At 50.5% G+C, this 14,822-nt stretch carries 13 protein-coding genes; 7 read left to right on the top strand and 6 right to left on the bottom strand.

Annotated features, from left to right (window positions below):
* Positions 1 to 26: 26 nt before the first annotated feature.
* From EL309_RS05660 to EL309_RS05635, 6 genes are all read left to right on the top strand, one after another.
* Positions 27 to 1,694, top strand: coding sequence for a carbon starvation CstA family protein (locus EL309_RS05660; RefSeq protein WP_004284457.1), 1,668 nt, complete (start codon positions 27 to 29; stop codon positions 1,692 to 1,694).
* Complete coding sequence (locus EL309_RS05655) at positions 1,694 to 1,957, top strand: cory-CC-star protein (RefSeq protein WP_004284456.1); 264 nt, start codon at positions 1,694 to 1,696, stop codon at positions 1,955 to 1,957. Before EL309_RS05660 ends, EL309_RS05655 begins: the two co-directional genes overlap by 1 nt.
* Positions 1,957 to 2,964, top strand: coding sequence for an ArsA family ATPase (locus EL309_RS05650; RefSeq protein ID WP_172795949.1), 1,008 nt, complete (start codon positions 1,957 to 1,959; stop codon positions 2,962 to 2,964). Before EL309_RS05655 ends, EL309_RS05650 begins: the two co-directional genes overlap by 1 nt.
* A 191-nt stretch (positions 2,965 to 3,155) precedes the next feature.
* Positions 3,156 to 5,432, top strand: coding sequence for a 5-methyltetrahydropteroyltriglutamate--homocysteine S-methyltransferase (metE, locus tag EL309_RS05645; protein ID WP_004284454.1), 2,277 nt, complete (start codon positions 3,156 to 3,158; stop codon positions 5,430 to 5,432).
* A gap of 248 nt (positions 5,433 to 5,680) precedes the next feature.
* On the top strand, positions 5,681 to 6,268 hold the full coding sequence (locus EL309_RS05640; protein ID WP_040669925.1) for an SH3 domain-containing protein: 588 nt from the start codon (positions 5,681 to 5,683) through the stop codon (positions 6,266 to 6,268).
* Positions 6,269 to 6,399: 131 nt separating this feature from the next.
* The gene (locus EL309_RS05635; RefSeq protein WP_040669923.1) at positions 6,400 to 6,912 is read left to right on the top strand and encodes a hypothetical protein; all 513 of its coding nucleotides are present in this window, start codon (positions 6,400 to 6,402) and stop codon (positions 6,910 to 6,912) included.
* A gap of 124 nt (positions 6,913 to 7,036) precedes the next feature.
* On the opposite strand, the gene ffh is transcribed toward EL309_RS05635, so the two are convergent.
* Positions 7,037 to 8,407, bottom strand: coding sequence for a signal recognition particle protein (gene ffh / locus EL309_RS05630; protein WP_004284452.1), 1,371 nt, complete (start codon positions 8,405 to 8,407; stop codon positions 7,037 to 7,039).
* 112 nt (positions 8,408 to 8,519) lie between these two features.
* On the opposite strand from ffh, the gene EL309_RS05625 reads away from it, so the two are divergent.
* Positions 8,520 to 9,320 carry a cytochrome C assembly family protein gene (locus tag EL309_RS05625; protein WP_004284451.1) on the top strand — a complete coding sequence of 267 codons (801 nt, stop codon included), beginning with the start codon at positions 8,520 to 8,522 and terminating at the stop codon, positions 9,318 to 9,320.
* A gap of 101 nt (positions 9,321 to 9,421) precedes the next feature.
* On the opposite strand, the gene EL309_RS05620 is transcribed toward EL309_RS05625, so the two are convergent.
* From EL309_RS05620 to mnmE, 5 genes are all read right to left on the bottom strand, one after another.
* Positions 9,422 to 10,843 carry an alanine/glycine:cation symporter family protein gene (locus tag EL309_RS05620; protein WP_004284450.1) on the bottom strand — a complete coding sequence of 474 codons (1,422 nt, stop codon included), beginning with the start codon at positions 10,841 to 10,843 and terminating at the stop codon, positions 9,422 to 9,424.
* Positions 10,844 to 11,093: 250 nt separating this feature from the next.
* The gene (locus tag EL309_RS05615; protein WP_004284449.1) at positions 11,094 to 12,263 is read right to left on the bottom strand and encodes a benzoate/H(+) symporter BenE family transporter; all 1,170 of its coding nucleotides are present in this window, start codon (positions 12,261 to 12,263) and stop codon (positions 11,094 to 11,096) included.
* 355 nt (positions 12,264 to 12,618) lie between these two features.
* Positions 12,619 to 13,020 (bottom strand): type II toxin-antitoxin system tRNA(fMet)-specific endonuclease VapC, encoded by a 402-nt coding sequence (gene vapC / locus EL309_RS05610; RefSeq protein WP_040669919.1) that lies wholly within the window; start codon positions 13,018 to 13,020, stop codon positions 12,619 to 12,621.
* A gap of 2 nt (positions 13,021 to 13,022) precedes the next feature.
* Entirely contained in the window at positions 13,023 to 13,247 is a 225-nt protein-coding gene (gene vapB / locus EL309_RS05605; RefSeq protein WP_004284447.1) for a type II toxin-antitoxin system VapB family antitoxin, read from the bottom strand.
* Positions 13,248 to 13,392: 145 nt separating this feature from the next.
* Complete coding sequence (gene mnmE, locus EL309_RS05600) at positions 13,393 to 14,760, bottom strand: tRNA uridine-5-carboxymethylaminomethyl(34) synthesis GTPase MnmE (RefSeq protein WP_004284446.1); 1,368 nt, start codon at positions 14,758 to 14,760, stop codon at positions 13,393 to 13,395.
* Positions 14,761 to 14,822: the final 62 nt, after the last annotated feature.

The following is a 14,822-nucleotide window of genomic DNA, read 5'->3' as shown; positions in this document are numbered from 1 at the left end:
AGAAAATACGATCTCGGAGGAGCGGTATGAGTGCAGTTTTCCTGCTGATTGCCGGTTTGGCCTGTATGGCTGCCGGTTATTTCTTCTATTCGCGTTTTGTCGCGCAAAAAATCCTGAAATTGGATCCCGACTTTAAAACGCCTGCCCATGAAATCAACGACGGTGTGGATTTTGTGCCGACCAACAAATATGTGCTGTGGGGCCACCACTTCACTTCGGTGGCCGGTGCCGCGCCGATTGTCGGCCCGGCCATCGCCGTGTTTTGGGGTTGGCTGCCTGCTTTTGTTTGGGTGATATTGGGTACGGTTTTTCTGGCCGGTGTGCATGATATGTCGGCGGTATGGGCGAGCGTGCGCAATAAAGGCCAATCTATCGGTACGATTGCCGGTACGGCTGTGAATGCGCGGACGCGCAGTCTGTTTATGATTGTGATTTTCCTGCTGCTGCTGATGGTGAATGCAGTGTTTGCCGTGGTGATTGCAGGCATGATGATTAAAACGCCGTCTTCGGTATTGCCGGTATGGGGTGCGTTGGCGGTGGCATTTGTTATCGGCCAATGTATTTATCGTTATAAGATGAATTTGGTTTGGGTGTCGGTGTTGGGTGTGGTTGCGCTGTACGGCCTGATTTATCTGGGTCCGCTGTTCCCGTTGTCTTTCCCTGAAACGGTGATGGGTCTGCCTGCCAATGCGGTATGGATTATTTTGCTGTTTGTTTATGCCGCCGTTGCTTCGCTGCTGCCGGTATGGATGCTGTTACAGCCGCGTGACTATATCAACGGTTTGCAGCTGTTTGTGGGCTTGTTTGTATTGTATGCGGCGATTTTCTTGGTTAACCCGGAAGTGGTTGCTCCTGCGGTGAATCAGGATATGCCGGTGGGTACGCCGCCGATTATGCCGTTGCTGTTCGTTACCATTGCTTGCGGTGCCATTTCAGGCTTCCACGGTTTGGTATCCAGCGGTACGACTTCCAAACAAGTTGATAAAGAAACCGACAGCCGTTTTGTCGGCTACTTCGGTGCTATGGGCGAAGGTATGTTGGCATTGGCGGCTATTTTGGCGGCAACTGCCGGTTTTGCGACCTTGGCCGATTGGCAGGCGGTATACACCGCATTCGGCAAAGGCGGCATCAATGCCTTTATCGACGGCGGTGCTTCAATTATGCACAACGGTATCGGTTTGGATCCGACTTTGTCGGCAACCATGCTGACGGTAATGGCGGCTTTGTTTGCCGGCACGACCATGGATACGGGCGTGCGGTTGCAGCGCTATATCTTCCAAGAATGGGGTGAAATCTACCAAATCAAATCCTTCCAAAAAGGTTGGGTGGCCACTATGCTGGCCGTCGGCACTTGTGTATTGCTGGCGTTTGGCGCGGGCGGTTTGAAAGGTGACGGCGGTATGCTGATTTGGCCGCTGTTCGGTACGACCAACCAATTGATGGCCGGTTTGACTTTGTTGGTGATTACCGTATTGCTGCTGAAAAAAGGCCGCAAAGTATGGTATACCCTGCTTCCGATGGCTTTCTTGCTGATTGTCAGCATTTTGGCTTTGCTTTTGCAGCTCAAATCGTTCTACGATGCCGAAAAATGGCTGTTGGTGGTGTTGGATCTTGTTATTTTGGTGTGCTCCGTATTGGTGGCGCTGGAATGCGTGGCCGTCTTAAAACGCGCTTGGCCTAAGAAGCAGTCGTAATGGAGTGGCGTAAGCGTTTGAAAGCGATTGCGGCGGGGTTGCATGAGTTTTACCATGCGCCCTACCGCCGCACGTTGACGGCGGCATACCGTGATGAAGCCGATTTGTTTATGCTGCTGGTGTTTGCGGAAAGCTTGGGCGTGCCTAATCCGATGACTTTCTATACTTTGGAGCTGCAACCGCTGCTGATGGAAGAATTTCACGATTGGCATAAGCGCATGGGTATGACGCATTCGCCGTTAGAGCGTTTCGGGTGTTGCTGATGGATAAATTATTACAATCCGTGCAAAACAAGCCGGTTTTGTTTGTCGGCGGCAAAGGCGGCGTGGGCAAAACCACTCATGCCGCCAGCATCGCCTGCCGTTTGGCGGAATCCGGCCGTAAAGTCTTGCTGGTTTCTACCGATCCGGCTCACAGTTTGGGTGATGTATTACAGACATCTTTGTCAGGCACCATCCGGCAATTAACCGATAATTTGTCGGCATTGGAGCTTAATCCCCATAAGATTGTCGAACAGCATTTTGCCCAAGTGGAAGCTACTTTGTCGGGCTATGCCAAGCCTGAAATGCTGCCGCAGCTCAAGCAGCATTTGGAAGCGTCGAAGTCTTCGCCCGGTGCGGAGGAAGCGGCAATGCTTGAAGCGCTGTGCCGTTATGTCGTACATCATCGTTTGATGGGATTTGAGCAGGTTGTATTCGATACCGCACCCACGGGCCATACGTTGCGTTTGCTCGAATTGCCGCAAATGATGAGTGCATGGACGGAAAGTCTGCTGGCACAGCAAGGCCGGCAGCAGAAACTGCGGGAAGCGGCTTTGCCTTTTTGGCAAAAAAGCGAAAAAGAAAATACCGTGCTTTCCGAAGCCAAAAGCGAACGTTGGCAAAAGGCTTTGCAGGTTTTGCAGAAACGCCAACAGTTGTTTGCCGAAGCTGGAAAATGTCTCGGCGATGCCGCGCAGACCGGCATTATTTTGGTGATGACGGCTGAAATACTGCCGCTGGCGGAAACCCGCCGTGCAGTTGCCCAGCTTCACCATTTCAATTTGCCTTGCGGCCATTTGATTGTGAACCAGCTGATGCCCGAGCCGGAGCAAAACCAGCCTTTTTGGCAGCAGCGTTATGAAAGGCAGCAGGAAATATTATTAAAAATCCGTCAGGATTTTGCCGGGTTGCAAATTTATGAATACGGTTTGCAGGCTGCCGATATCCGCGGTACCGAAGCCTTGGCCGAGTTTGGAAAGCAAGGTTTGATCAGCCTTTCTGCCGTTTAAGCCGATTGTTTTCACTTTATTTTTCCTATGAGGCCGTCTGAAAATTTCAGACGGCCTATTCATTTAAATCATACTGCTTCATTAAATTCATTCATGTATCCATGCAAATTACTTGTTTGCTTCGGTGTAAAAACTTGGGCATGATAGGAGCATCGAAATCAATAACCCCTTTTTATTCGGAGTAATGGAACATGAACACATTTCATCTGTCCGGCTACCCGCGCATCGGTGCGAAGCGCGAGCTGAAATTTGCCGTTGAAGCCTTTTGGAAAGGCGCGAAAAGCGAAGCCGAGCTGCAAGAAGTTGCCGCCGAAATCCGCCGCCTGAACTGGGCGACCCAAAAAGCCGCCGGTGCCGATTTGCTGCCCGTGGGCGATTTTTCTTTTTACGACCACGTTTTAGACCTGCTCTGCACTTTGGGCGCGATTCCCAAACGTTTCGGTTTCGACGCGGCCAACCTTAGCCTGCCCGAATACTTCCAACTGGCGCGCGGTAACGCCACCCAATTTGCGATGGAAATGACCAAGTGGTTCGACACCAACTACCACTACATCGTACCCGAATGGCACGCCGACACCGAATTTAAAGTCAACGCCAAAAACCTGATTGCCCAAATCAAAGAAGCCAAAGCACAAGGCCACGACATCAAGCCCACGCTGGTCGGCCCCGTTACCCTGCTGTGGTTGGGCAAAGCCAAAGACGACAACTTCAAACGCATCAGCCTGCTGCCCAAGCTGCTGTCCGCTTACGCACAACTGCTGCGCGAACTGGCCGCAGAAGGCGTAGATTGGATTCAGATCGACGAGCCGATTCTCTCTGCCGACGCCGATGCCAACTGGATCAAAGCCGTTGAAACCGCTTACAAAGAATTTGCCAACACCGGCGTGCGCATCATCATCGGCACCTACTTCGCCTCTGCCGCCGAACATCTCAACCTGCTCAAAGCCCTGCCCGTTCACGGCGTACACATCGACTGCGTGCGCGCACCCGAGCAACTCTCCGTGTTTGCCGACGCATGGCCGGAAAACAAAGTATTGTCGGTCGGCCTGATCGACGGCCGCAACGTATGGCGCGCCAACTTGAGCAAAGTGATCGACACCCTGAAACCCGTTCAAGACAAACTGGGCAACAACCTGTGGATCGCACCGAGCTGCTCGCTGCTGCACAGCCCGCAAGACTTGGCCGTAGAAGAAAAACTCGATGCCGAAATCAAAAACTGGATGGCTTTCGCCGCCCAAAAACTGGTTGAATTGGGCGTAGTGAAACAAGCCTTGGCACACGGCAAAGACAGCGTAAAAGAAGCCATTGCCGCTTCCGATGCAGCTGCTGCCGACCGCGCCACCAACAAAAAAATCCACAACGATGCCGTTAAAGCCCGTGTGGCCAATCTGCCCGAAGGTGCCGACCAACGCAAATCACCGTTTGCCGAGCGCATCAAAGCGCAACAGGCTTGGATGAACCTGCCCGTATTGCCCACCACCACCATCGGCTCGTTCCCGCAAACCACCGAAATCCGCCAAGCGCGCGCCGCCTTCAAAAAAGGCGAACTCTCCGCTGCCGATTACGATGCCGCGATGAAAAAAGAAATCGCCTACTGCGTGGAAGTACAGGAAAAATTGGAGCTGGACGTACCGGTACACGGCGAAGCCGAGCGTAACGACATGGTGGAATACTTCGGCGAACAACTGGCCGGCTACTGCTTCACCCAATTCGGTTGGGTACAAAGCTACGGTTCACGCTGCGTGAAACCGCCCATCATCTTCGGCGACGTATCGCGCCCCGAACCGATGACCGTTTACTGGTCTGCCTACGCGCAAACCCTGACCAAACGCCCGATGAAAGGCATGCTCACCGGCCCCGTAACCATGTACAAATGGTCGTTCGTGCGCGACGACATCCCTCTGAGCGAAGTCGCCAAACAAATCGCCTTGGCCTTGAACGACGAAGTGTTGGACTTGGAAAAAGCCGGCATCAAAGTGATTCAGATCGACGAACCGGCCATCCGCGAAGCCATGCCGCTGAAAAAAGCCCAATGGGACGAATTTTTGGCTTGGGCGTGCGAAGCCTTCCGTTTGAGCAGCACCGGCGCGGAAGACAGCACCCAAATCCACACCCACATGTGCTATTCCGAGTTTAACGACATCCTGCCCGCCATCGCCTCTATGGATGCCGACGTAATTACCATCGAAACATCACGCTCCGACATGGAATTGCTCACCGCGTTCGGCGACTTCAAATACCCGAACGACATCGGCCCCGGCGTGTACGACATCCACAGCCCGCGCGTACCGACTGCCGCCGAAGTAGAAAAACTGCTGCGCAAAGCCATGGAAGTGGTACCGGTCGAGCGCTTGTGGGTTAACCCCGACTGCGGCCTGAAAACCCGCGGCTGGAAAGAAACCATCGAGCAGCTTGAAGTGATGATGGAAGTAACCAAAAAACTGCGTAGCGAGTTAGCTGCCAAATAAAGCCAAGTCTGTGAAATAGAGAAGTGAGGCCGTCTGAAAAAGTTTTCAGACGGCCTTTTTATTTTTTAAGAAATTGTCATATATCTCGCTTCTTAATTTAATTATTTGCAACATATAACCAGTCATTGGTATAAATAACCAATTATCTGTATTGTAAAGATAGTTTAAGGATAGATATAATTCACACGCGATTGGATATTTTTAATACGCTAATTTTATATTTTTATGTTTATGTAAGGATAAATATTATGACTAGAAATTTAAAACAGATATCTGTTGCTTTATTTTTTGGTTTAGTTTTTCTTGCAGGATGTAAACCTGAAAATGATGATACCAAAAAAGAATTAGCAATGTTGAAAGAGCAGTTAGCTCAGCAGCAGCAGCGTGAGGCTGAGCGGAATGCAAAAGAAATGGCGGAAGAGCAAGCTCGTCAAATTGAGGCAGCTCGAGAAGAAGCTTATCAAGCAGCTCAAGAAGAGATTGAGTACAAACAAATGTTAGAAAATGAACAAAAGAAGCTTCAAGCCGAAGCAAAAGCTGCTGAAGTAAAAGTGAGTAAACCGAAAGTTTCTGAAAAATTGGCTCGGTATCCAGCTTTTGTTATTTCAGAATCGGGCATAGGCAGGTTAAACCTGAGGGGGGCGCCAACTAAAGATGCAGTAAGCATTACTGAGCTAAGTGATGGCGATCAAGTAATGGTGGTAGGCGAGACCAATGCTTGTACACCTAAAGGATGTTGGGTAAAAGTACAAGTTAATGGTATGACTGGTTATGTCAATAATGCTTTTTTACAAAGAGGTAAAGCTCCCCAAAGTGGAGAAGAAGGCATTTATTAATATTAATAAGTAATGTAAATGCTATTGAATTCGAAAAAGTCCGTCTGAAAACTTTTTCAGACGGGCTTGTTTATTAATTTATAAATTTTGTTATCTTCCTAAAAAATATTTTAATTACTCAAGGATACTTAATGAAAAAAACAGTATTTACTTTGGTAGCTATGTTATCGGCTTTTTCTGCTCCTTTATATGCAGAAAGTAGGGCAGAAATTCTACGTATAATTGAAAGAACTCCATCAGAATATTGCGGTATTGATAAGGAAGAGGCTCGTATTATTCGATCAGGTGGAAATACATATGTTCTTTATGGTACTAGTGGTACGTATGATCCGCATTATAAAGAATATGGCGGGCAACCTTGTAGTGGGGGGAGTGGAACATATATAAGCCATCTTGCAAAATTGGAATATATTAATGGTGAACTTCGTATTGTTGACTCTAGTTTATTAGAAAATCTAAATATTAACACTAGATTCATTAATACAGAAGGTATGAAAGTTAATAATGGTATATGGACTTTCACGAATAATGAATTTGCAAACAATGATCCTAACTGTTGTGCGAGTAAGGTGTATATGAATCAGATTCGCTTATCGGATATGAAAGTTTTAAGTCGCAAGTTTATAGGACGTCGACGTTATTGACCTATATGTCTAACTTATTACTTAACTAGTAACGAAATTTATAACTATCTATATTCTTTATAATATAAAGGCCGTCTGAATTTTCAGACGGCCTCGTTCTCTCGCTTTTAAGCACTCAAAACGCTTACATCCCCGGGAACATGCCTTTCATTCCCTTCATGCCTTTTGCGAGCTTCATCAGCTTACCCAAGCCTTTGCCGCTGAACATTTTCATCATTTGTTGGGATTGTTCGAACTGTTTGAGCATTTTGTTCACTTCCTGAACCGATGTGCCGGAGCCGGCGGCAATGCGGCGTTTGCGGCTGGCTTTAATCAGTGCAGGATTGGCGCGTTCTTTCGGGGTCATGGAATTGATGATGGCTTCAACGTGGCCCATTGCTTTTTCGGCCGAGCCTTCGGGAATTTGTTTGGAAAGCTGCCCCAATTCGCCGGGCATTTTCGACATCAGGTTTTCCAAACCGCCCATATTGCGCATTTGTTGGATTTGTTCTTTGAAGTCGTTGAGATCGAAGCCTTTGCCTTTGTGCAGCTTTTTCGCCATTTTGGCGGCAACTTCTTCGTCGATGCCTTTTTGAACGTCTTCGATCAGGCTGAGCACGTCGCCCATGCCCAAAATGCGGCTGGCGATACGGTCCGGGTGGAAAGGTTCGAGGCCGGTTACTTTTTCGCCGATACCGATAAATTTAATCGGTTTGCCGGTTACTTGGCGCACGGATAAAGCCGCACCGCCGCGAGAGTCGCCGTCCATTTTGGTGAGAATCACACCGGTCAGCGGCAGGGCTTCGTTGAAAGCTTTGGCGGTGTTGACGGCATCTTGGCCGAGCATGGCGTCTACCACAAACAGGGTTTCGATGGGGTTGGTGGCGGCATGCAGAGCCTTGATTTCTTCCATCATTTCTTCGTCGATGGCCAGGCGGCCTGCGGTATCGACCATCAATACGTCGTAGAAGTGTTTTTTGGCGTAATCGATGGCGGCACGGGCAATCTCAACGGGTTTTTGGCTGGTGTCGGACGGGAAAAAGTCGACACCGACTTGTTCTGTCAGCAGTTTTAGCTGTTCAATGGCGGCGGGGCGGTAAACGTCGGCGGAAACGGCAAGGATTTTTTTCTTGTGTTCGTTTTTGAGCAGACGCGCCAGTTTGCCGACGGTGGTGGTTTTACCGGCACCTTGCAGACCGGCCATCAGGATAACGGCTGGCGGGCTGACGGCGAGATTGAGGGTGCTGTTTTCTTTGCCCATCAATTCGACCAGTGCTTCGTTGACTACGCCGATAAAGGCTTGGTCGGGGGTCAGGCTGTCGGCAATTTCGTGACCCAGGGCTTTTTCTTTGACGTTATTGATGAATTCTTTGACAACCGGCAGGGCGACGTCGGCTTCCAGCAGAGCCAGGCGGACTTCGCGCAGGGCGTCTTTGATATTGTCTTCCGTTAATTTAGATTGGCCGCGAATGTTTTTAAAAACATTGCTGAAACGGTTGGTTAAGTTATCTAACATACGGTTCCTTGATAATGAGAATAGCTCCCCCGACAGTGGGGTTCTTTGATAAAATTGGCTTATTTTACACTACGCGTGCCTTTATGAATATGCAGGCCGAAGAAAGTTTGTTATGCCGATTATATTGATTTGTCTGACGCTTGTTTATGCGGGTTTGTCTGCATTTGTGTGGGTGTACCATCAAAAGCGCAACCGTGAGGAGTATCCGTTGAAAGTCGAAATGTCGATATTGGCGGCGGCTATGTTGGTGCACGGTGCGGTGTTGTTGTTGCCGGTATTGCAGGACAAAGTGGTGGTGATGGGCTTCGGTTATTCGGTCAGTGTGATTGTGTGGCTGATGCTGATGATGTATTGGACGGGCAGCTTTTTTTATTGTTTGAGAGGTTTGCAGCTGCTGCTGTATCCTTGTGTTACTTTGGCTTTGCTGCTGGGGGCGGTTTTTCCGGGCAAGTTTGCCGGCTATCAGATTCACGATTGGCCGTTTATGCTGCATATCGGTTCGTCTTTGCTGTCGTACAGTCTGTTTGGGATTGTAACGCTGATTGCAGTATTGATTTTGTTGTTGAACCATGAGCTGCATAAGCGGAAGTTTTCGCCGTTCGTATCGTTTCTGCCGCCTTTGTTGAGCTTGGAAAAGCTGATGTTTCAGGGTATGTGGCTCGGTTTCCTGCTGCTGACGTATTCGGTAATCAGCGGTACGTTTTTTGCGGAAAGTATTTTCGGCAGGCCGCTGACGTTTACGCACAAAACTGTTTTCGGGATTTTGTCTTGGTTTATTTACGGCAGTCTGCTGTTGAAGCGCAGTATGATTTCATGGCGCGGTAAAAAAGCGGCAGTGTGGACGATTATTGCATTTGTGGTGTTGATGTTGGCTTATTCGGGCAGTAAGTTTATTTTGGAGATTTTGGTTTAGGCCGTCTGAAAATTTACGCCGGGTTTGCCGTGTCGATTGCCGTATAAAAAAACCGCTTTCTTTAGTGAAAGCGGTTTTTGGGTTTTGAGGCCGTCTGAAAATTACCAGATATCGGATTTGATGCGGCGTTTCAATACGGGATGTTCGGACAGTTTGAATTCGGGATCGCGTCCCATTTTCAGCTTGGCTTTGTAGTCTTTCAACATCACGAACACCAGCGGCGACAGAGCCAGAATGGCGATCAGGTTGATTAAGGCCATCATACCCATAGACAGGTCGGCCATATCCCATACTACCGGTACGCTGGTTACCGAGCCGAAGTACACGAAACACAAGACAATCATGCGGAATACGGTTAAGGATACGCGGCTGTTTTTAATAAACTGTACGTTGGATTCGGCATAAGCGTAGTTGCCGATAATGGAAGAATAGGCCAGCATAAACAGTAACACGGCCAAGAAATCCGCGCCCCAAGAGCCGACATGGCTTTCGATTGCGGCTTGGGTCAGCTGTACGCCGGTCATTTCGCCCGGATTGGTGCTGACATGCGACAACAACAGGATAAATGCGGTACACGAGCACACCACCATTGTATCGACAAACACGCCCAGCATTTGAATCATACCTTGGGAAACCGGGTGTTTGACATCGGCGGCGGCGGCGGCATTCGGCGCAGAACCCATACCGGCCTCATTGGAGAACAGGCCGCGTTTGATACCCAACATCATGGCTTGTGCGGCCATACCGCCGAAGAAACCGCCCGCTGCCGCTTCAAAATTAAACGCTTCGCGGAAAATCAGCGAGAAAACCGCAGGTACGGCAGACAGGTTGGTCAGCAAAACATACATGGCCATCAGCAAATACAGCACGGCCATAATCGGCACAATGCCTTCGGCCAGCTTGGAAACGCGGCGGATACCGCCGAAAATAATCGGTGCCGTCATGATGACCAAAGCCACGCCGACTATTTCGGGTTTCCAGCCCCAAGCGGTTTGGGTGGCAGCCACGATGGAGTTGGCCTGAACGGCATTAAATACGAAACCGAATGCCAAAATCAGGCTCAAGGCAAACAAAATGCCCAGCCAATGCTGTTTCAAGCCCTGTGTGATGTAGTATGCAGGGCCACCGCGGAATTGGCCGCTTTGCGGGTCGCGGATTTTGAACAATTGTGCCAAAGAAGATTCGGCAAAGGCGGAGCTCATGCCCAACAGCGCCGTCAGCCACATCCAAAACACCGCGCCCGGACCGCCGACAGAAACGGCAATCGCTACGCCGGCAACGTTGCCGACGCCCACGCGGCTGGCCAAGCCGGTTACGAATGCTTGAAACGGCGTAATGCCTTGTGAAGCATCATCGCATTTTCTGCCGCCCATCATCGCCTTGATACTGCGGCCGAACAGGCGGAATTGTACGAAACCCGTGCTGAATGTAAAAAACAGGCCTACACCCAACAAAAGGTAAACCAATAATTGCCACAAAGGGCCGTTAATATCGTTGACGAGTTTGTGAATCGTATCAACCATTTTTTTCCTCTCATCGCTGGAGTTCCAGCTTGTATTTTCAACGTAAATCAGGCTGCCAAGAGGCGGAATTTTAATCTATCGAATGTAAAATTTGTAATTAATTTACAAAAATACTTCATGAAAATGTTAAGACATTATCTGTATCTCAATAAGATAAAACCGAAAATGCTTAGTTCCCGTTGTCTTGAACAGGGTAATAAAAAAGGCCGTCTGAATTTTTTCAGACGGCCTCAAAACGATGTTTCACCGTTTAAGCGCGGGAATGCGTTCTCTTATGAAGCTGATACACCGCCAAGCCCAGCACCAAGCCCCAAAATGCACTGCCGATGCCGAAAAGCGTCATCCCCGAAGCGGAAGCCAACAGCGTAACCAACGCCGCCTCACGGGCAGTATCGTCTTGCCACGCACCGCTGAGATTGGCTTGCAGCGTACTGAAAATCGCAATGCCCGCCAGCGCCGCCAGCAATTCGGGCGGCAACACGTTGAACAGCGCTACCGTCATCCCGCCCGCCGCCGCAATCAGCAGATAAAGCACGCCCAAAAGCACGGTAGACAAATAACGCTTGTCGGGATTTTTATCGACATCGCTGCCCATACAGATGGCGGAGCTGATGGCCGCAAGATTGATCATAAACGCGCCCAAAGGAGCGGTGAACACCGTGGCCGCAGCGCTGCTTTCCACCAGCGGGCGGGCAGGCGTTTGGTATCCGTAAGCACGCAGCACCGCCATACCCGGCACGTTTTGCGTGGCCAGCGAAGCGATAAACAGCGGTACGCTCACGCTGATAATGTGCCCCACATGCCAGCCCGGCCACACCCATTCAAGCACCGGGTTTTGCCACACCAGTTTGTCGGTAGCAAGCAACCCCGCCCAAGCCGCATAGCCGAAACCGGTAACCAACATCAGCAAAATACTGTAACGCGGCAAGCGGATTTTGCTCAAAAAATACACCGCCAACATCATCAACACCAGCACGGTTTGATGCTCCATCGCCCCAAACACCTTGCTGCCGAAATTAATCAAAATCCCCGCCAGCATCGCCGCCACCAGCGAGGCCGGAATCATTCTGACCAAACGGTCAAACCAGCCCGTAGCCGACACCATCCACATCGCCGCCGCCGCCGCGATAAAACCGGCCACCGCATCCTGCATCGGAATCCCCGACACACCGGCCAACACCGCCGCGCCCGGCGTACACCACGCAATCATTACCGGCGCTTTATAACGGATACTCAAAACAATAGTGAGTATGCCGCACATCAAGCTCAAAGAAGTGAACCACGAAACAATCTGATTCTGCGACGCACCAAAAGCCAACGCCGCCTGATAAATAATCACCGCAGCGCTGCCGTAAGAAACCAGCAATGCCGCCAGCGCGGCGGAAAGGTGGGCGGCAGTAAAATCAGAAAAACGGGGCATGATGTGTCGGTGTGATGGTTGACGGAAAGGGCTATAACATTAACATAAGCCGCTGCCTTTGCCCAATAGCGAGCAGGGGAATGATGTTAGCGAGGCTCGGTGAGTTTGCTTTCAGACGGCCTTAAGCACAAAAAGCAAACGCAGGATGTGTACCATCGGCACGCACCTGTTGTCTGAAGCTCTTAATCCGTGATCCGCATACATGACTCACGCTGCATACTTTACCTACGCTACAACAACAAGGCCGTCTGAAAAGACTTTTTCAGACGGCCTTCAAGATACATACAGGCCAGATTCTTGGATCCGACATCATTACAGGCTGCGCCCGTTTATCGATTCATATACACGGCTGCTTTCAAACTGCCCAGTTCTCCAACCTTAACCCCGCTACCCGCTCAAATTCCCGCAGATTATTGCTGACCAATATCAAACCGCGGCTGCGGGCATGGCCGGCAATCAGAACATCATAGTGTCCGATTGGCGTGCCTTTCCGGGCAAGATCAGCACGGATTTCAGCAGCATGGGCAGCAGCAGTTTCATCAAAATTCAATACTTCCAATCGTGCCGCCATACCTTCAATTAAGGCTAGAGATTTGGCCGGATTGCTTGATTTTTCAGCACCATACAGCAGCTCGGTCAGCACAATGCTGCTGATACACATATGATGCTGATGTTGTTGGAACTTTTCGCGCACTGCTGCGGGATTGTTTTTAATCGTGTAAATGCAGATATTGATATCAAGCATATAGCGAAGCATGGTTAGAAACTCTCCCGCTCGGCTTGAAAACTAGGCTCGCGGTCGGGAAAGTCGGCTTGCGGCAATTGTGCAAACCAATCGTCCCATAAGTTTTCACTGGGCGTGAGCAGGCGCGATTTTCCCAATACGACCACCTCCACTTTTTTCACATCATCGGGAAAAGCTACGGCTTTAGGCAGACGCACGGCTTGGGTTTGATTGCTTTTAAAAAGAGTCGCTTGAGCCATGATAGATACTCCTTGTAGATACATATACGGGCAAGTGTAACACGGTTTGCTTCGTAGAATGGAGTAGTTTTTCTTAGATGTGCCTATCTGAAAACAAAGGCCGTCTGAAATGTTCAGACGGCCTCCAACCCTTCATCATCCTGCCTCACTTACCGATACAGAATCTCGAAAAAATCACGCCCAACAAATCGTCCGCCGTGAATTCTCCGGTGATTTCGTTGCAGGCGGTTTGGGCCAGCCGCAGGTGTTCGGCCAGCAGCTCGATTTGGTTGTTGCCGCACAGAGCGGCGTTTTCCAATTCGGCTTCAGCGGCATGCAGTGCGGTGAGGTGGCGGCTGCGGGCGAGGAACAGGCTTTCGCTTTCGCCTTGCCAGCCGATTTCTTTCAATAATGCCTGTTTCAACAAGTCTAAGCCTTCGCCGGTTTTGGCAGATAACCTGATTAAAGTATCGGCACCGCTGGCAGTGTTCAGGCCGTCTGAAAGCATTTCTACGGTTTCGCCGGTGAGGTCGGTTTTATTGTGGATTTCGATTTTTTTCAGATTTTCGGGCAGGCTGTCGAGAATGGTTTGGGTTTTGGCGTTGATGCCTTCGCGCGGGTCAATCAGAATCAATGCAACATCGGCTTCCTGCACGGCTTTTTGGCTGCGTTCGATGCCGATTTTTTCTACCACGTCGTCAGTTTCGCGCAGGCCGGCGGTGTCGATGATGTGAACGGGCACACCGTCTAAGGTGATTTGTTCGCGCACGGTATCGCGGGTGGTGCCGGCGATGTCGGTAACGATGGCGATGTCGTCGCCCGCCAAAGCATTAAGCAGGCTGGATTTGCCGACGTTGGGTGCGCCCACCAGCACCACGTTCATGCCTTCGCGCAAAATCGCGCCTTGTTCGGCACTGACCAACACGGTTTTCAGACGGCCTTGCAGCTCCGCCAGCTTGCCGCGTGCGTCGGCGGCTTCGAGAAAATCGATGTCTTCTTCGGGAAAATCGAGCGTGGCTTCCACCAGCATCCGCAAGGTAATCAATTCGTCCACCAGCGCGTGAATGTGCTGCGAAAACGCACCTTTGAGCGAGCGCACGGCCATGCGGGCAGCGGAACGGCTGGAAGCGTCGATTAAGTCGGCCACGCTTTCGGCCTGTGCCAAATCGAGTTTGTTGTTGAGAAAAGCGCGTTTGGTAAACTCGCCCGGCTCGGCCATGCGCGCGCCCAGTTGCAGGCAGCGTTGCAGCAGCATATCCATCACCACCGGCCCGCCGTGGCCTTGCAGTTCGATCACGTCTTCGCCGGTGAAGCTGGCGGGGGCGGAGAAATAGAGCAGCAGGCCGTTGTCGATGGCTTGGCCGTCTGAATCCAAAAAGTCGGTGTAAAGGGCAACGCGCGGCTTGGGGGTTTTACCGCCGCTGATCTGCTGCGCCAACGGCAGCAGGTTTTTACCGGAAATGCGGACAACGCCGACACCGCCGCGCCCGGGGGCGGTGGCAATGGCGGCTATGGTGGGGCTGGGTGCAGACATGCGGTATCCGTATCAGAGTATGAATAATAAGGCGATTATAGCGCAAATAAGCCGGACTTCTT

The organism is Neisseria weaveri (assembly GCF_900638685.1).
Classification (GTDB): Bacteria; Pseudomonadota; Gammaproteobacteria; order Burkholderiales; family Neisseriaceae; genus Neisseria; species Neisseria weaveri.
This window is presented reverse-complemented; position numbering and strand designations above follow the sequence as displayed.